12 protein-coding genes, 6 tRNA genes and 3 rRNA genes are annotated in these 18,335 nt (G+C 48.3%); 15 read left to right on the top strand and 6 right to left on the bottom strand.

Annotation, left to right across the window (positions count from 1 at the left end; genetic code table 11):
• Positions 1-21: 21 nt before the first annotated feature.
• From mnmH to N7386_RS00900, 3 genes are all read right to left on the bottom strand, one after another.
• Positions 22-1,119: a tRNA 2-selenouridine(34) synthase MnmH gene (gene mnmH / locus N7386_RS00890; protein WP_279766781.1), complete on the bottom strand. Its 1,098-nt coding sequence runs from the start codon at positions 1,117-1,119 to the stop codon at positions 22-24.
• Positions 1,119-2,177 carry a selenide, water dikinase SelD gene (gene selD / locus N7386_RS00895; RefSeq protein ID WP_279766782.1) on the bottom strand — a complete coding sequence of 353 codons (1,059 nt, stop codon included), beginning with the start codon at positions 2,175-2,177 and terminating at the stop codon, positions 1,119-1,121. The genes mnmH and selD overlap by 1 nt, the downstream gene beginning before the upstream one ends.
• Before the next feature lie 96 nt (positions 2,178-2,273).
• Positions 2,274-3,380 (bottom strand): fatty acid desaturase, encoded by a 1,107-nt coding sequence (locus N7386_RS00900; RefSeq protein ID WP_279766783.1) that lies wholly within the window; start codon positions 3,378-3,380, stop codon positions 2,274-2,276.
• A gap of 143 nt (positions 3,381-3,523) precedes the next feature.
• On the opposite strand from N7386_RS00900, the gene fabR reads away from it, so the two are divergent.
• Complete coding sequence (gene fabR / locus N7386_RS00905) at positions 3,524-4,138, top strand: HTH-type transcriptional repressor FabR (RefSeq protein WP_011070594.1); 615 nt, start codon at positions 3,524-3,526, stop codon at positions 4,136-4,138.
• A 69-nt stretch (positions 4,139-4,207) separates the two neighbouring features.
• Here the strand turns inward: fabR and trmA are convergent, their stop codons facing one another.
• Positions 4,208-5,305, bottom strand: coding sequence for a tRNA (uridine(54)-C5)-methyltransferase TrmA (gene trmA, locus N7386_RS00910; RefSeq protein WP_279766784.1), 1,098 nt, complete (start codon positions 5,303-5,305; stop codon positions 4,208-4,210).
• Between the two features lie 141 nt (positions 5,306-5,446).
• Here trmA and murI point away from each other — a divergent pair, with 141 nt between their 5' ends.
• A complete protein-coding gene (murI, locus tag N7386_RS00915; RefSeq protein ID WP_279766785.1) occupies positions 5,447-6,265 on the top strand; it encodes a glutamate racemase in 819 nt (272 codons plus the stop codon).
• 11 nt (positions 6,266-6,276) lie between these two features.
• Here the strand turns inward: murI and N7386_RS00920 are convergent, their stop codons facing one another.
• Positions 6,277-6,741, bottom strand: coding sequence for an RNA-binding protein (locus tag N7386_RS00920; RefSeq protein WP_011715450.1), 465 nt, complete (start codon positions 6,739-6,741; stop codon positions 6,277-6,279).
• A 625-nt stretch (positions 6,742-7,366) separates the two neighbouring features.
• Here N7386_RS00920 and N7386_RS00925 point away from each other — a divergent pair.
• The 7 genes from N7386_RS00925 to birA all read left to right on the top strand — a co-directional run bounded on the left by N7386_RS00925 (position 7,367) and on the right by birA (position 14,832).
• A 16S ribosomal RNA gene (locus N7386_RS00925) occupies positions 7,367-8,909 on the top strand.
• A gap of 121 nt (positions 8,910-9,030) precedes the next feature.
• A tRNA-Ile gene (locus N7386_RS00930) sits at positions 9,031-9,107 on the top strand.
• A gap of 45 nt (positions 9,108-9,152) precedes the next feature.
• Positions 9,153-9,228: transfer RNA gene (locus N7386_RS00935), tRNA-Ala, on the top strand.
• A gap of 269 nt (positions 9,229-9,497) precedes the next feature.
• Positions 9,498-12,390: ribosomal RNA gene (locus tag N7386_RS00940) — 23S ribosomal RNA — on the top strand.
• A gap of 130 nt (positions 12,391-12,520) precedes the next feature.
• Positions 12,521-12,636, top strand: a 5S ribosomal RNA gene (gene rrf, locus N7386_RS00945).
• Together the 16S, 23S and 5S rRNA genes with 2 tRNA genes alongside form the textbook arrangement of a ribosomal RNA operon.
• A 218-nt stretch (positions 12,637-12,854) precedes the next feature.
• Complete coding sequence (gene murB / locus N7386_RS00950; protein WP_279766786.1) at positions 12,855-13,880, top strand: UDP-N-acetylmuramate dehydrogenase; 1,026 nt, start codon at positions 12,855-12,857, stop codon at positions 13,878-13,880.
• Positions 13,873-14,832 (top strand): bifunctional biotin--[acetyl-CoA-carboxylase] ligase/biotin operon repressor BirA, encoded by a 960-nt coding sequence (gene birA / locus N7386_RS00955; RefSeq protein WP_279766787.1) that lies wholly within the window; start codon positions 13,873-13,875, stop codon positions 14,830-14,832. Before murB ends, birA begins: the two co-directional genes overlap by 8 nt.
• A gap of 1 nt (position 14,833) precedes the next feature.
• Here the strand turns inward: birA and coaA are convergent, their stop codons facing one another.
• Entirely contained in the window at positions 14,834-15,784 is a 951-nt protein-coding gene (gene coaA / locus N7386_RS00960; RefSeq protein ID WP_011715453.1) for a type I pantothenate kinase, read from the bottom strand.
• 234 nt (positions 15,785-16,018) lie between these two features.
• Here coaA and N7386_RS00965 point away from each other — a divergent pair.
• The 6 genes from N7386_RS00965 to secE all read left to right on the top strand — a co-directional run bounded on the left by N7386_RS00965 (position 16,019) and on the right by secE (position 18,328).
• Positions 16,019-16,094, top strand: a tRNA-Thr gene (locus tag N7386_RS00965).
• A gap of 7 nt (positions 16,095-16,101) precedes the next feature.
• Positions 16,102-16,186 (top strand) — tRNA-Tyr (locus N7386_RS00970).
• A 35-nt stretch (positions 16,187-16,221) separates the two neighbouring features.
• Positions 16,222-16,295, top strand: a tRNA-Gly gene (locus N7386_RS00975).
• A gap of 9 nt (positions 16,296-16,304) precedes the next feature.
• Positions 16,305-16,380, top strand: a tRNA-Thr gene (locus N7386_RS00980).
• A gap of 115 nt (positions 16,381-16,495) precedes the next feature.
• Positions 16,496-17,680 carry an elongation factor Tu gene (tuf, locus tag N7386_RS00985; protein ID WP_279766788.1) on the top strand — a complete coding sequence of 395 codons (1,185 nt, stop codon included), beginning with the start codon at positions 16,496-16,498 and terminating at the stop codon, positions 17,678-17,680.
• Positions 17,681-17,956: 276 nt separating this feature from the next.
• Positions 17,957-18,328 carry a preprotein translocase subunit SecE gene (gene secE, locus N7386_RS00990; protein WP_011621018.1) on the top strand — a complete coding sequence of 124 codons (372 nt, stop codon included), beginning with the start codon at positions 17,957-17,959 and terminating at the stop codon, positions 18,326-18,328.
• The last annotated feature ends 7 nt before the right edge of the window (positions 18,329-18,335 follow it).

Consider the following 18,335-nt stretch of genomic DNA (forward strand, 5'->3'; position numbering starts at 1 on the left):
GCGGTGTATTTTCTATTTTTATTAATAGTTATCCAGCCACTCATGCATGGCTTGGTGGCTTCCCCTAAACAGAATATTGCCGGCTTTTTTCTGCAACTGGTATTCGTACATGGGGTCGTAATATTTGTGCAGCAGCAGGTTTATCCAGGCCAAATGTTGTGAGGTTTGGTTTTGATTAAGTTGCTGCGACAGTGCTTGTTGCATGATGTCTTGCAACTCTTGATATTGCTTACCGCCAAGACGTTTACGAATACAGCTAAGACTTTGTAATAGGTAGTGGCTAAAGGCTTCGAAACCTGCCTCTAAGCCGAGACGCTCGCTAAATCCTCGATGCATTTTATGAACGTATTCATCGAGTAAACGAGTTAGCCTGATGTCATCGTCTTCTTCGAGTACCAGAATATCGGCCGTCTGCATAGCGCTATAAAAGCTTTGCGGCAGCGCCGAGCGGCCAATTAAAAAGCTTTCATCCTCGAGCAACAAACAGGCGTGGTTGCCTAATTGATGCCGAAGCAGGGCGATGGCGAGCTGATTTTCAAAGTTAATTTGTGTCGGTTGTGGGTCGATGTTTTTACCAAAGCTCGAGCCTCTGTGATTGGCAATGCCTTCGAGATCGATTGCTTCTTTACGCAGTCTTAAAAAATCGGTTTTACCGCTTCCCGTCATACCGCTCAGGCTTAGCAAAGGTTGCTGACTTGGCACAGCCTCAATCACACCAATTAAATATTGGCGCATGCCTTTGTAGCCGCCCTGTACATAAGGCACGGTAACGCCTGCCTCTTGCAGCCATTGCTGAGTTAACTGTGAGCGTAGTCCGCCACGAAAGCAGTAAAGATAAGCTTCGGGGTGGGCCGATAAAAAGTTTAACCAAGCATCAATACGCTGCTGTTTTACCACGCCATGTACGAGGGAATGGCCCAAGGCTATCGCCGCTTGCTGCCCTTGCGCTTTATAGCAAGTGCCGACCTTTTCCCTCTCCTTATCAACCATTAACGGCAGATTTACCGAGGAGGGAAAAGCGCCGCGGTCAAACTCGATTGGCGCCCTTAAGTCGATTAATGGCTGCCCAGCAACAAAGATATCCCGATATTGCTGGGCGGGGATGAGCTTAGCTGTCATTAACACAGCACCACATTGGCGGTGGAGGTGGGCGTTTCTAGCGAGCCAATACAGATAGGCTCTATCTGATGGGCATGAAGTAGTGCCACAAGTTCAGCTTCGGCCTCACTCGACACTGCCACTAACAAACCGCCACTGGTTTGTGGGTCACACAAAATAGCTTTTTGATGATCGGTAAGTGTGGGTAAGTGTTCGCCATAACTGTCGTAGTTACGATGGGTGCCACCGGGAATACAGCCTTGTGCTAGATAGTCAAGGGCGCGCGGTAAGAGTGGCACGGCATCGAGGTTAAGTTTGGCGGTGAGTTTGGCTCCTTGACACACTTCTAATAGATGGCCTGCAAGCCCAAAACCAGTGACATCGGTGAGGGCGTTCACGCCTTTAATCTTAGCGATTTTGGCACCTATGCTATTGAGCTGACACATGGCATTTACTGCAATTTGGCTATCTTCGTCTTTGAGCTTCTTCTGCTTTTGTGCCGTGGTGAGAATACCAATACCGATAGGTTTTGTGAGATACAAGCGATCGCCCGCTTTTGCGGTATCGTTTTGTTTTAAATCCGTCAGCGCGATTTGCCCAGTGACCGCAAGGCCAAAGATTGGCTCAGGCGCATCGATACTGTGACCTCCGGCCAGCATTATCCCGGCTTCCATACAGGCTTGACGGCCACCATCGACCACTTGTTGCGCGATCTCGGCGGGAAGTTTGTTCACTGGCCAGCCTAAAATCGCAATCGCCATCATGGGCGTGCCGCCCATGGCATAGATATCGCTAATGGCATTGGTGGCGGCGATACGGCCAAAGGTAAAGGGGTCATCTACGATGGGCATAAAAAAGTCGGTAGTGCTGATAATGCCGATTTCATCGTTGAGCTTATAAACGGCTGCATCATCACGACTTTGATTGCCGACCAACAGGTTAGGATCGGTAAATACAGGCAGCTGAGAGGCAAGAATGGTGGTCAGTACTTTAGGGGAAATTTTACAGCCGCAGCCGGCACCATGACTATATTCTGTGAGTTTAATGCTATCGGCGGAAGATACAGCGGAATTCGACATGAGCCCTACATCCTGTAAAAAGTGATTGAGGCATCATCATAATAGGATACGGCCACCTTGCAAGGCGGCCGTATGATTTTTACCGAGAATTGTGGTCTAGTTATAACTTGCCGTGAGGCTCTTCCAGCTTTTTTGCTGAGTCAGGAATCGAGTCTTCAATTCTTCGACTTGCAGTAGCAACTGTTGATCGACCAGTTGTTTACGTTTGGCGTCTAACAGCGCCTTTTTCGCTTGATAGTATTCGAGTAAATGTTCCTTCATTAACTCGTATTCCTGTTGGATTTTCTCAATCACTTCATCGGCATTGGGCAGATGGATCACTTTATTTTTGGCGTTTAACAGTTGCATCTGCAGGCGTGCGCTCTCAATCCGCTCCTGTGGACTGGTGCGCAGGTCTTTGGCTAAGCCAACCCAAGATAACGCCTTAATCAACCACTTAGTCGGATCGTAATGCCACCACTTAATGCCGTTACGGTAATCGTTCTCGAAGATATGGTGGAAATTATGGTAACCCTCACCGTAGGTCAACATCGCCAGAAAACCGTTGTCACGGGCGGTGTTTTTATCGGTATAGGGTTGGCTACCCCACACGTGGGCGAGGGAATTGATAAAGAACGTGCAGTGATGCACAACGACTAAGCGCAGTAATCCCGCCATCAGCAACATGCCAGCGATATTGCCAGTGAACCAGCCGAGTAGTGCGGGCAGACCAATATTCATCAGAATCACGAGGGCGAGATAGTGCTTGTGTTGCCACATCACGATACTGTCGTTCTGCAAATCACGCACGTTTTGGTAGTCATGGTAACGCTGGGCTTGGTATTCGCGCAGCATCCAACCGATATGGCTGTACCAGAAACCCATGTTGGCCGAGTAGGGGTCTTTATCATTGTCATCGACATGCTTATGGTGCACACGATGGTCGGATGCCCAATGTAATGCACTGTTTTGTAATGCTAATGCACCGCCAAGCGCGTAGAGGAAACGTACCGCAGGGTGAGCTTTATAGGCCTTGTGTGACCAGAGTCTATGGTAGCCCGCGGTGATCGACAGGCCGCTGGCAAAGGCTAACACCACAAAAGCAATCCATTCGCTGGCGCCATAACCGTGGGTTAGGCCATACCAAGGAACGAGGATAACTGCACTGAGGAAGGTGAGGCTAAAGAGGATGACATTTAGCCAGATGATAGGGGGTTTATTCATTATAGTTTCCAATATCCGCATTTGAGCGTACAACTGTAAGCTAATTTAGCCTAGCAATCTTGTTTGGTCAAGGTGGATGGGGCTGTGTTTCAGACGCAAAAGCGGTATTATCGCGTCATTACATTCAGTTAGCGGATTGAAGAATGGGTATTCGTGCACAGCAAAAAGAGAAAACTCGGCGGGCATTGGTCGATGCGGCGTTTAACCAGCTCAGTGCTGAACGAAGTTTCTCTAGCTTAAGCTTGCGTGAGGTGGCGAGGGAAGCCAACATTGCGCCCACATCCTTTTATCGTCATTTTAAGGATATGAATGAGCTTGGGTTGACCATGGTCGACGAGGGCGGGCTGACCCTAAGACAGATGATGCGAAAGGGACGGCAGCGTGCCGAAGCCGGGGGCAGTGTGATCCGCATTTCTGTGGATACCTTTATGGAAGTGCTTGATTCTAATCCAAACGTTTTCAGAATATTACTGCATGAGCGCTCAGGGACTTCGGCGGCCTTCCGCGCCGCGGTAGCCCGCGAGATTGAACATTTTATTTCTGAACTGGCCCATTACACTGAAGCGACGGCGGGCCGTACGCCTATGCTGGCCAGAGCACAGGCAGAAGCGCTCGTGACCTTAGTGTTTAACGCCGGAGCGTCGGCACTGGATATGAAGCGTGCCGATCGTAAAGTGCTTGCCGATCAACTGGTGATGCAATTACGTATGGTGGCGAAGGGCGCCGAAGCCTTACAACATAAGGTTGAGCATCGTTAAGTGAAATTGTGATTTAGTCCAAAAATAAAGGAGCCAATGGCTCCTTTATTTTTAGGTACATAGAGTCGCTTAACGACGCTCAAGCAGTACACCTGTTTCCATATGATCGGTATAAGGGAACTGATCAAACAGAGCAAAACGGGTGACTTTATGGGTCTGATTTAATTGCTGCAAATTGTCTTTCAGGGTGTCGGGATTACAAGAGATATACAGGATCCGCTCATAACCTTGCATTAACTCTAACGTGGCAGGGTCGATACCTGCTCGTGGAGGGTCGACAAAAATGGTGTTGCAGACATAGCTATCCAGATCTATGCCTTCTAAGCGTCTAAAACTGCGTTTTTTAGCCATCGCATCGCTAAATTCTTCCGCCGACATACGGATAATCTGCAGATTATCGATATTGTTGACTTCGATATTGTACTGGGCAGCATCGACTGAAGGTTTAGCCAACTCGGTTGCGAGCACGCGATTAAAGTTTTGTGCCAGCGCGATGGAGAAGTTGCCATTACCACAGTAAAGCTCCAGTAAATCCCCTTGGCTATTTTGAGTCACGTCGATAGCCCACTCCAGCATCTTGATAGCCACTTTGGCATTTGGCTGGGTAAAGCTGTTTTCGATTTGTTTGTAATGGAAAACTTTGTCATTCACTTGCAGTGACTCAACCACAAAGTCTTTATCTAAATCGATTTTCTGTTTGCGCGCACGGCCAATGATATTGACCTTAAATTGGCTGCTCAATCTGGCTTTAAGTGCAGCGGCTTCGGTGCGCCATTGATCATCAAGCTGTCTGTGATACAGCAGTGACACTAAAATCTCACCACTGAGCGTTGATAAAAAATCAACCTGAAAGAGTTTATGGCGTAGGCTGTGGTTCGGTTTTAACTCGGCGATCAGCGCCGCCATCATCTGATTGATTAAGGCACTCGCGGGTAAGTATTGATCGCAACGAACTTTGTCGTTCAATACTTTATCGAACATGTAATAGTATAAATCGTCGCCCTCGTGCCATACACGAAACTCGGCGCGCATCCGATAGTGGGCAGGTTCTGAGGCAAACACTTCAACACTCGGTGTCTCAAATTGGGCAAAGGCCTGCTCTAGCTTGATACGCTTTGCAGTTAATTGCGCATCATAGGTCGTGGGATCCATTGCTGCTAAGTTCATTGTCGATTCACCGTGGCTGTAAATTGGGGCGCAAATTTTATACTAGGTGACACGAATGTCCAGCATCTTGGTTTTGCGGTTTGAGCAAAGCTGTGGGAAAATCCGCCCGCGCATGGGGCAACGAATTAACTGGAGACGGGCTTGTCGCAACCAATATTAGTATTCGATTCTGGCATCGGCGGTCTATCTGTATTGGCCGAAATTCGCAAACTGCTCCCACATCACGATTACTGCTATTTATTCGATAATGCCAGATTGCCCTATGGCGAATTAGAAGAGCAGGAACTTATCTCGGGTTGTGTTGCGCTCATCGACCAAGTCGTCGAGCGTACCCACGCCGCCATTGTTGTCGTAGCTTGCAATACCGCGAGTACTGTTGTGCTGCCCGCGCTGCGTGCCACTCTATCTATTCCTGTGGTGGGCGTTGTCCCCGCCATTAAACCCGCGGCGCAGTTATCTAAAAGTAAGCGTATCGGTTTGCTGGCCACTCCTGGTACGGTCAAGCGCCACTACACCTACGAACTCATCAGCCAATTTGCCGATGATTGCCACGTTGAGCTGTTCGGATCTTCTGAATTAGTGCTAATGGCCGAACAGAAGATTGCCACTGGCCAATTAGATATGGCGCGGTTAACACAAGTGCTATCGCCCATCGTCGAAGCGGACTTAGATGTACTGGTGCTTGGATGTACTCACTTCCCCATGCTGCGTGATGAACTGCAACAGGTATTAGGTAAAGGTGTCACCTTGCTCGATTCTGGAGAGGCCATCGCCAAGCGAGTCAAAACCTTGTTGGCTGAGACTAAGAGTGAGGAGCAAGTTCAGGAAGACGCGCATAGTAATTTACTTATGCAGGCGTTTTATACTAAAGCAGAAATCAGTGAGGGATTAGCGACTACGTTAGTCGATTGTGGCTTTTCAACCCTAGAGCGAATCACCACAATCAACTCAAACGGATAAATTAACGCGGATTATTCATCGGTACCTGTACGGTCGGCGGCTTCCGAATCTTGAGTCTTCGCTTCTCTAACCTTCAAGGTTCTTTCTTGGAAGTTAAAATCGTTCAACTTGACCATCGCCTTTTGAGCACCCGCCTCGGACATTTCCACAAAGCCGAACCCTTTACGACGTCCCGTTTTACGATCACGCACTAAACGTACTGAGTTGACGGGGCCGAACTCACCAAACAGAACCTTTACTTCACCCTCATGGACACGATAAGGCAAGTTGCCTACATAGAGTGTCATGGTCGGGCCAACATATTGCTCATCTGCACCTTGAGCTTGGTTTGTCTCAGGGACAAATTTAAAAACGAGAGTAGTAATGATAACGCCAGCAACAAAAGCGATGTACGCAGGTAATGTAGTTGCAAATTGAGATAGCGCGATTGCGCCGAGAATGGCAATAACCAAAACAATAAGAAATGACTTTTGCATATAAATGCTCTCTGAATGAAATAGAAAATGATAAATAACTGTTAACAGCAAGTCATATGGTAATGAATTATTTACTTTTACACTAGACCGCTGCCGAAAAATTGAGCGTGATTTATCATTTCTCAGATAAAAATTCGCTTTTAAATCGAATAACAAAGCAGAAATAGATAAAAAATAGACATGATGTTTAAAATATCGGCGTACGATTTGAAGTAGCGAAAAAAGCCCTTGCGTAAAAAGTTCTGCTGCCTATAATGCGCATCCACTGACACGGCAGACAGCGATACGCAGTTTCAAGTGTCAGTTCATCGAGTGATTCACTCTTCGATGAGCGAAAAGAAAGTTGCAAAAACTACTTGACGCAAAAACGGGAATGCGTAGAATACGCAGCCCTGACCAGCTGAAATCACTTACGATAAAGCGATGGTCAACGCTCTTTAACAATTTATCAAGCAAATCTGTGTGGACACTCACAGGTGTTGAGTTAATCGAAATTACTCTGCCGTTTGGCGAGTAATCAAAATTTAAATCAATGAATGAGTGTTCATAGCAATATGTACAACGACTTATTAAGTTAAGTCGATTCAGAATTCATTGAGTCGAATCTTCGGATTCACAAAACTTTTAATTGAAGAGTTTGATCATGGCTCAGATTGAACGCTGGCGGCAGGCCTAACACATGCAAGTCGAGCGGCAGCACAAGGGAGTTTACTCCTGAGGTGGCGAGCGGCGGACGGGTGAGTAATGCCTAGGGATCTGCCCAGTCGAGGGGGATAACAGTTGGAAACGACTGCTAATACCGCATACGCCCTACGGGGGAAAGAGGGGGACTTTCGGGCCTCTCGCGATTGGATGAACCTAGGTGGGATTAGCTAGTTGGTGAGGTAATGGCTCACCAAGGCGACGATCCCTAGCTGTTCTGAGAGGATGATCAGCCACACTGGGACTGAGACACGGCCCAGACTCCTACGGGAGGCAGCAGTGGGGAATATTGCACAATGGGGGAAACCCTGATGCAGCCATGCCGCGTGTGTGAAGAAGGCCTTCGGGTTGTAAAGCACTTTCAGTAGGGAGGAAAGGTTGTAAGTTAATACCTTGCAGCTGTGACGTTACCTACAGAAGAAGGACCGGCTAACTCCGTGCCAGCAGCCGCGGTAATACGGAGGGTCCAAGCGTTAATCGGAATTACTGGGCGTAAAGCGTGCGCAGGCGGTTTGTTAAGCGAGATGTGAAAGCCCCGGGCTCAACCTGGGAATTGCATTTCGAACTGGCAAACTAGAGTCTTGTAGAGGGGGGTAGAATTCCAGGTGTAGCGGTGAAATGCGTAGAGATCTGGAGGAATACCGGTGGCGAAGGCGGCCCCCTGGACAAAGACTGACGCTCAGGCACGAAAGCGTGGGGAGCAAACAGGATTAGATACCCTGGTAGTCCACGCCGTAAACGATGTCTACTCGGAGTTTGGTGTCTTGAACACTGGGCTCTCAAGCTAACGCATTAAGTAGACCGCCTGGGGAGTACGGCCGCAAGGTTAAAACTCAAATGAATTGACGGGGGCCCGCACAAGCGGTGGAGCATGTGGTTTAATTCGATGCAACGCGAAGAACCTTACCTACTCTTGACATCCAGAGAATTCGCTAGAGATAGCTTAGTGCCTTCGGGAACTCTGAGACAGGTGCTGCATGGCTGTCGTCAGCTCGTGTTGTGAAATGTTGGGTTAAGTCCCGCAACGAGCGCAACCCCTATCCTTATTTGCCAGCGCGTAATGGCGGGAACTCTAGGGAGACTGCCGGTGATAAACCGGAGGAAGGTGGGGACGACGTCAAGTCATCATGGCCCTTACGAGTAGGGCTACACACGTGCTACAATGGCGAGTACAGAGGGTTGCAAAGCCGCGAGGTGGAGCTAATCTCACAAAGCTCGTCGTAGTCCGGATTGGAGTCTGCAACTCGACTCCATGAAGTCGGAATCGCTAGTAATCGTGGATCAGAATGCCACGGTGAATACGTTCCCGGGCCTTGTACACACCGCCCGTCACACCATGGGAGTGGGCTGCAAAAGAAGTGGGTAGCTTAACCTTCGGGAGGGCGCTCACCACTTTGTGGTTCATGACTGGGGTGAAGTCGTAACAAGGTAGCCCTAGGGGAACCTGGGGCTGGATCACCTCCTTACCTATACGACTAACTCGATGTTTGGTTGGTAAGAAACTGCTCCATGCGTTTCTTACACACGGCACATCCATGTGCCTGAGTGTTCACACAGATTTGCTTGATAGAAGATAGAGTAAAAGATGGGTCTGTAGCTCAGCTGGTTAGAGCGCACCCCTGATAAGGGTGAGGTCGGTGGTTCAAGTCCACTCTGACCCACCAATCCTTTGAGGGTTGGGACATCTGATACTCGCACTGCATGTAAATGGGGCTATAGCTCAGCTGGGAGAGCGCCTGCCTTGCACGCAGGAGGTCTGCGGTTCGATCCCGCATAGCTCCACCACTTACTGCAATCTGGTTAGAGATGCCAAAGATAAACTGAAAAATTATCTTTGGCTTTTTTAAGCCCGCTCTTTAACAATTTGGAAAGCTGATAGTAATTAATACAATGATGTCTGTCGTTGTGTTAATACGAAAAAAATTGAGTTCTTAAAACACTTTTTAAGTGTCTTGAATATTCAAGTCTAAGGCGAGTCCATCTTCTTGGTCGAAGATGAGACAAGTAAAACCAGCTGGTCGCAACAATTCAAGTGAAACTCATTTGGGTTGTATGGTTAAGCGACTAAGCGTATACGGTGGATGCCTTGGCAGTCAGAGGCGATGAAGGACGTAGTAACTTGCGAAAAGCGTTGGCGAGCTAGTAACAAGCATTTGAGCTAACGATGTCCGAATGGGGGAACCCAGCAGCATAAGCTGTTATCACTGCATGAATACATAGTGTAGTGAGGCAAACGAGGGGAACTGAAACATCTAAGTACCCTTAGGAAAAGAAATCAACCGAGATTCCCCTAGTAGCGGCGAGCGAACGGGGATTAGCCCTTAAGTCAGAGGGGTGTTAGTGGAATGGTCTGGAAAGTCCAGCGGCACAGGGTGATAGCCCCGTACACGAAAACTAACCTTTGATGAAAACGAGTAAGGCGGGACACGTGATATCCTGTTTGAATATGGGGGGACCATCCTCCAAGGCTAAATACTCCTGACTGACCGATAGTGAACCAGTACCGTGAGGGAAAGGCGAAAAGAACCCCTGTGAGGGGAGTGAAATAGAACCTGAAACCGTATACGTACAAGCAGTGGGAGCGGTTCTTGAGACCGTGACTGCGTACCTTTTGTATAATGGGTCAGCGACTTACGTTTTGTAGCGAGGTTAAGCGAATAGCGGAGCCGTAGGGAAACCGAGTGTTAACTGCGCGTTTAGTTGCAAGGCGTAGACCCGAAACCCGGTGATCTAGCCATGGGCAGGTTGAAGGTTGAGTAACATCAACTGGAGGACCGAACCGACTAATGTTGAAAAATTAGCGGATGACTTGTGGCTGGGGGTGAAAGGCCAATCAAACCGGGAGATATCTGGTTCTCCTCGAAAGCTATTTAGGTAGCGCCTCGGACGAACACCTTTGGGGGTAGAGCACTGTTAAGGCTAGGGGGTCATCCCGACTTACCAACCCTTTGCAAACTCCGAATACCAAAGAGTGCTATCCGGGAGACAGACGGCGGGTGCTAACGTCCGTCGTCAAAAGGGAAACAACCCAGACCGTCAGCTAAGGTCCCAAAGTGTATGTTAAGTGGGAAACGATGTGGGAAGGCTTAGACAGCTAGGATGTTGGCTTAGAAGCAGCCATCATTTAAAGAAAGCGTAATAGCTCACTAGTCGAGTCGGCCTGCGCGGAAGATGTAACGGGGCTAAACATACCACCGAAGCTACGGGTGCAATCCATTAGGGTTGCGCGGTAGAGGAGCGTTCTGTAAGCCGTTGAAGGTGAAGGGGTAACCCACGCTGGAGGTATCAGAAGTGCGAATGCTGACATGAGTAACGATAAAGGGGGTGAAAAACCCCCTCGCCGAAAGACCAAGGGTTCCTGTCCAACGTTAATCGGGGCAGGGTGAGTCGACCCCTAAGGCGAGGCCGAAAGGCGTAGTCGATGGGAAACAGATTAATATTTCTGTACTTCCGCTAACTGCGATGGAGAGACGGAGAAGGCTAGGCTAGCGCGGCGTTGGTAGTCCGCGTTTAAGGTGGTAGGTGGGTGACTTAGGCAAATCCGGGTCACTATACACTGAGAGCTGATGACGAGTCCCCAAGGGGATGAAGTAGTTGATGCCATGCTTCCAGGAAAATCTTCTAAGCTTCAGGTTAGCGGGAATCGTACCCCAAACCGACACAGGTGGTCGGGTAGAGAATACCAAGGCGCTTGAGAGAACTCGGCTGAAGGAACTAGGCAAAATGGTACCGTAACTTCGGGAGAAGGTACGCTGCTGTTGGTGATGGGACTTGCTCCCTAAGCTGACGGCAGTCGCAGATACCAGGTGGCTGCAACTGTTTATCAAAAACACAGCACTGTGCAAAATCGCAAGATGACGTATACGGTGTGACGCCTGCCCGGTGCCGGAAGGTTAATTGATTGGGTTATCGCAAGAGAAGCTCATGATCGAAGCCCCGGTAAACGGCGGCCGTAACTATAACGGTCCTAAGGTAGCGAAATTCCTTGTCGGGTAAGTTCCGACCTGCACGAATGGCGTAATGATGGCCACGCTGTCTCCAGCCGAGACTCAGTGAAGTTGAAATTGCGGTGAAGATGCCGTATACCCGCGGCTAGACGGAAAGACCCCGTGAACCTTTACTATAGCTTGGCACTGAACATTGACCCTACATGTGTAGGATAGGTGGGAGACTTTGAAGCGGGAACGCTAGTTCTCGTGGAGTCGTCCTTGAAATACCACCCTTGTAGTGTTGATGTTCTAACTTGGGCCCCTAATCGGGGTTAAGGACAGTGCCTGGTGGGTAGTTTGACTGGGGCGGTCTCCTCCCAAAGAGTAACGGAGGAGCACGAAGGTTGGCTAAGTACGGTCGGACATCGTACGGTTAGTGCAATGGCATAAGCCAGCTTAACTGCGAGACAGACACGTCGAGCAGGTACGAAAGTAGGTCATAGTGATCCGGTGGTTCTGAATGGAAGGGCCATCGCTCAACGGATAAAAGGTACTCCGGGGATAACAGGCTGATACCGCCCAAGAGTTCATATCGACGGCGGTGTTTGGCACCTCGATGTCGGCTCATCACATCCTGGGGCTGAAGTCGGTCCCAAGGGTATGGCTGTTCGCCATTTAAAGTGGTACGCGAGCTGGGTTCAGAACGTCGTGAGACAGTTCGGTCCCTATCTGCCGTGGGCGTTGGATGATTGAGGGGAGTTGCTCCTAGTACGAGAGGACCGGAGTGAACGAACCGCTGGTGTTCGGGTTGTCATGCCAATGGCATTGCCCGGTAGCTATGTTCGGAATCGATAACCGCTGAAAGCATCTAAGCGGGAAGCGAGCCCCAAGATGAGTCATCCCTTGGACTTTAAGTCCACTAAAGAGCCGTTCGAGACTAGGACGTTGATAGGTCAGGTGTGTAAGCGTTGTGAGGCGTTGAGCTAACTGATACTAATGACTCGAGAGGCTTAACCATACAACCCAGATGGGTTTTACTTAGTAGTACTTAGACGAATACAAACACTTAAGAAGTGCACTCAATCCAGCTTTCCGAATTTAATTTACTGCCTGCGTGAGATAAGACGGGTCAGTAAATAGCAAATTTGCTTGGTGACAATAGCATTGTGGTCCCACCTGATCCCATCCCGAACTCAGAAGTGAAACGCAATCGCGCCGATGGTAGTGTGGGGTCTCCCCATGTGAGAGTAGGTCATCGCCAAGCGCCTAACTTTCTCGTCAAGAGAGCATGAAGCCAGCTGAATAAGCTGGCTTTTTTGTGTTTGGCATTTGGCGTTCTTAACTGTCACTTCCACTGTTGTTTTTACTCTTGTTCAAGATCTTACTGTATTAATCTGCCTGCTTTTACCGATCTACCTCAGTTTGCTGCAATTCTAGGGTGAAGCGTTTACAATGTCGCTTTTGTCGCGGCAGAACATCACCATGTCTTTTCCATATTCGCTAAAGCCGTTTAATACTTTTGGCGTGGAGCAATCCTGCTTATCCTTGATTGAAGTCCATTCCAAGGCAGAGCTACAGTCGACCTGCTTATCCTTATATCAGTCTAAGCGACCTATACTTGTTCTCGGTGGCGGCAGCAATATCGTATTCACCGATGATTTTAATGGCACTGTAGTGCGTGTTCTCTCTAAAGGAGTTTCCTGCTCTGAAGATGACACTCACTTTTACCTTGCTGTTGAGGCGGGTGAGAACTGGCATGAGTTGGTTCAATTCAGCTTAAATCAGAACATGCCGGGACTTGAGAATTTAGCGCTGATCCCTGGCACCGTTGGTGCGGCTCCGATCCAAAATATCGGCGCCTATGGCGTTGAGCTGTGCGATATTTGTGATTGGGTCGAATATCTGGACCTCGACTCTGGTAACTTGCTAAGGCTTACAGTCGATGAGTGTGAGTTTGCCTATCGGGAGTCGATATTTAAAGGCAGCTTACGCGACAAAGCTGTGATTACCGCCGTTGGTTTGCGCCTTCCTAAAGCTTGGCAACCGAAATTGGCCTATGGTCCGTTGCAATCATTTACCGCTGAGACAGTGACCCCAAGGGAGATTTTTGACCGGGTCTGTGAAGTGAGGAGTGAAAAGCTACCTAACCCAGAAGAGCTAGGAAATGCAGGCAGTTTCTTTAAGAATCCTATTGTAAGCGCAGCGACTTATATGCAGCTTGCTGCGCGTTTCCCGAGTATCGTCGGTTATGCGCAACCCAATGGAGAGGTTAAACTGGCTGCGGGTTGGCTAATTGAGCATGCAGGTCTTAAGGGGTTTGTTCTTGGGAATGCAGGCGTGCATGCGAAGCAAGCTTTAGTATTAGTCAATTTAGGTCATGCGACTGGCCAAGATATTTGTCGATTAGCATTGCATGTGATTGCGCGAGTAAATGAGGTTTTTGGTGTTAAGCTCGAAGCCGAGCCAAGAATTATGGGATTAACAGGGGAGACGAGTCTCGATGTCTGATAACTGGGTGAGAAAACGCGAAATACTGGGATTGCTGTCGAGCGAACATTTTGTCTCAGGTGAAGAATTGGCGACACAACTGGGTATTTCTCGTGCGGCGGTCAGTAAGCATGTGGATGCTTTGGAAGGCTATGGCGTGGCAATTTACAGTGTCAAAGGCCGCGGTTACAAGCTAGCGAACCCCATCTCCCTCATCGACTCGGCTCGGTTAATTCAGTCAATTGATAATCGTTGCTTTTATTTTGATGAGATCCCTAGTACTAACGGATTTATGTTAAGTCATACGGGTGAGCTTAAGAGTGGCGACCTGTGTGTCGCGGAATATCAGTCGGCAGGGCGAGGTCGTCGCGGCCGTACTTGGGTTTCTCCCTATGGGCATCATTTATATTTCTCGCAGTTTTGGTCATTCCCACAGGGGATGGCGCAGGCGATGGGCTTAAGCCTAGTGGTGGCTTGTAGCTTAGTCGAGGTATTGAAATCCTTTGGTGTTGATAATATCGGCGTGAAGTGGCCAAACGATATTTACCTGAATTATAAAAAGCTTGCTGGGATTTTAATTGAGATGTCAGGTCAGGCCGACAGCGAATGCCAATTGATCATTGGTATTGGCGTTAATATGGCCATGTCGGAAGACCAAGGAAAAGGTATCAACCAGCCTTGGAGCGATTTATCCGCCTTAGCTACTATGCCGAATAAAACGGATCTCGTGATTGCGCTGCAAAAGCAGCTGAAGAAAGACATTCAACTCTTTGAGCGAGAAGGACTTGCGGCATTCAAACTGCGTTGGCAAGCGGCTGATTTATTCTATGGGAAAGAGATCCGTTTGCTCATGGGGGAAAATCATGTCGATGGTATTTGCCGGGGCGTCGACGAACAGGGCGCTGTGCTACTCGAAACCGCCGATGGCACACAGGCATACATCGGCGGTGAAATCAGTTTAAGGCCAAGATAGATTATTTGCGTAACAATACGTGGGACATCAAGTGATCCTGGCCTTTTTGCAGGATCAGATGTGCTCGCTCTCTTGTCGGCTGGATATTGAGTTGTAAATTGGGGCCGTTAATCGTGTCCCAAATCTTCGCTGCAATGGCATTCGCCTCATCATCCGTTAGGCTGGCATAGTGATGAAAATACGACTTTTCATCACTGAAGGCGCCTTTGCGGAACTGCAAAAAGCGCTCCTGATACCACTGCTTTAATAAATGTTCTTCGGCATCGACGTAAATGGAGAAGTCGACAAAGTCAGAGACGAAGGGACGACGTATATCTACCGGTGAATCTAAGCCGGTTTGCAGTACATTGAGTCCTTCTAAGATCAAAATATCGGGCTGAGAAACCGTTTGATGCTGGCCGCGAATACGATCGTAAGTCACGTGGGAATAGATGGGCGCATTCACATGGGCTTGCCCCGATTTTACCGCCGAAATAAATTCGACTAACATCTTCATGTCGTAGCTTTCGGGAAAGCCTTTACGCTGCAACAGGCCCTTGCGCTTTAAGTCAGCCAAAGGATATAGAAAACCATCGGTAGTGACTAAATCGACCTTAGGATGCTCTGGCCAGTGGCGTAGCAAGGCTTGCAAAATACGCGCTGTGGTACTTTTGCCTACGGCAACGCTGCCAGCAATGCTAATGATATAAGGACTGCTCGAGGGTTTTTGGCCGAGAAACTCATCCAAAACTAAGCCACGTTGTTGCTTAGATTTTACGATGAGATTGAGTAACCTGCTGAGTGGCAAGTAAATGTCGGTAACTTCTGAGAGGGAGACCTTCTCATTAATACCACGCAAATTTTCCAAGTCTTGTTCACTCAGTGTCATCGGCACTGCGTCCCGTAAAACAGACCATTGCGCGCGCTCAAAGGCAAGATAGAGTGCTTTTTGAATTGGATTTTTTGACGTCATTGGCTTTCCTCGGCTTAGGGATCGCACAGTACACCATGACTTAAGTATCGACAATATAAAATCTATTCTCGATGCCCCGTTTATTGGTTAGGCTTGAGTATTCGCAGAATAATTGCACGACAGCCTAGGTTTAAGTGTAAAAAAGCATCATTTGATTGCTTTTTTTAAACAAATCGTCGATTTTTGCTTGCACTTGGGCACACATTTACCTAATATCCCGTTCCGAAATGATTTGCCGGCATAGCTCAGTTGGTAGAGCAACTGACTTGTAATCAGTAGGTCCCGAGTTCGACTCTTGGTGCCGGCACCATTTTACTGGAGGGGTTCCCGAGTGGCCAAAGGGATCAGACTGTAAATCTGACGGCTCCGCCTTCGAAGGTTCGAATCCTTCTCCCTCCACCATTTTCTAGGTAGTTAGGTAGCCTTAGTTAGGTTGCGCGGGCATCGTATAATGGTATTACTCCAGCCTTCCAAGCTGATAACGCGGGTTCGATTCCCGCTGCCCGCTCCAAATTTAGTTGCTGATATGGCTCAGTTGGTAGAGCACACCCTTGGTAAGGGTGAGGTCGGCAGTTCGAATCTGCCTATCAGCACCAGCCTTTCTAAATTAAGCTCCTATACCTAAATAATCGGTTCGATGTCATTTATATGCATCGGATTTTTTCTATATGTATGTTTTCATCACCAAGACTCTTGGATTGAGGCAATACCATGGCTAAAGCTAAATTTGAACGTTCTAAGCCCCATGTTAACGTGGGCACCATCGGTCACGTTGACCATGGTAAAACCACTCTGACTGCAGCTATCTCTCACGTACTGGCTAAGACCTACGGTGGTGAAGCTAAAGACTTCTCTCAAATCGATAACGCTCCAGAAGAGCGTGAGCGCGGTATTACCATCAATACCTCTCACATCGAGTATGACACACCAACTCGCCACTACGCACACGTAGACTGCCCAGGCCACGCTGACTATGTTAAAAACATGATCACTGGTGCTGCACAGATGGACGGCGCGATCCTGGTAGTAGCTTCTACAGACGGTCCAATGCCACAAACTCGTGAGCACATCCTGCTGTCTCGCCAAGTAGGCGTACCATTCATCATCGTATTCATGAACAAATGTGACATGGTTGACGATGCTGAGCTGTTAGAACTCGTTGAAATGGAAGTACGTGAACTGTTATCAGAATACGACTTCCCAGGTGATGATTTACCAGTAATCCAAGGTTCAGCTCTGAAAGCGCTTGAAGGCGAGCCAGAGTGGGAAGCGAAGATCCTTGAGCTGGCAGCAGCTTTAGACTCTTACATTCCAGAACCAGAGCGTGATATCGATAAGCCATTCCTGATGCCAATCGAAGACGTATTCTCAATCTCTGGCCGTGGTACAGTAGTAACTGGTCGTGTTGAGCGTGGTATCGTACGTGTTGGTGACGAAGTAGAAATCGTTGGTATCCGTGCAACTACTAAGACAACCTGTACTGGTGTTGAAATGTTCCGTAAGCTGCTTGACGAAGGTCGTGCAGGTGAGAACTGTGGTATCCTGTTACGTGGTACTAAGCGTGATGACGTAGAACGTGGTCAAGTATTATCTAAGCCAGGTTCAATCAACCCACACACTACTTTTGAATCAGAAGTTTACGTTCTGTCAAAAGAAGAAGGTGGTCGTCACACTCCATTCTTCAAAGGCTACCGTCCACAGTTCTACTTCCGTACAACTGACGTGACAGGCACTATCGAACTGCCAGAAGGCGTAGAGATGGTAATGCCAGGCGACAACATCAAGATGAAAGTGACTCTGATCTGCCCAATCGCGATGGACGAAGGTTTACGCTTCGCAATCCGTGAAGGTGGCCGTACAGTAGGTGCTGGTGTTGTAGCTAAGATTTTCGCTTAATCGCGAACTTGCTATAGTACTGAAAAAGGAAGCTTCGGCTTCCTTTTTTGTTTAAGTCGATTATTTACCAGGTTTTGTGGGTTGCAACGGCTGTGCATCCTTGCTAACAAAGTCGAATAAGAATACAATCTATGGCCGATTTTTGACCCTGGGCTTATGCAACATGCGTTTCTAAGGGTATTCGGAATGCAGAGTATCTAAAGCGTATTGTAACTGGGTCGTATGTCCCTAATTATTGTGCTCAAGCTCAGGCCGTATTGAGTAACGGAATAACCGATGACAACAAATACTGAAAACCAGACTAACTCTCTGGATATCGTGAAGTGGGGTTTAGCGATCCTATTGCTGGCCGCTGCTGTTATTGGCAATCAAATGTATAGCGAGACAAGTGCCGTGATCCGTGCACTGGCTGTTATCGTTGCATTCGCTATTGCTGGTTTTATTGCCCTGCAAACAGAAAAGGGTAAGAAAGCCTTAGCGTTCGCTCGTGAGTCGCAAATTGAAGTGCGCAAGGTCGTATGGCCAACACGTCAAGAAGCGCTTAACACCACTTTTATTGTCCTTGCTGCAACAGGTATTTTAGCCCTTGTTTTATGGGGTTTAGATGCAGTGTTAATGCACATTGTCAATTTCATCACTGGCGTATAGGCACCTC

The sequence above is a fragment of the Shewanella sp. GD04112 genome (genome assembly GCF_029835735.1).
Taxonomy (GTDB): Bacteria; Pseudomonadota; Gammaproteobacteria; order Enterobacterales; family Shewanellaceae; genus Shewanella.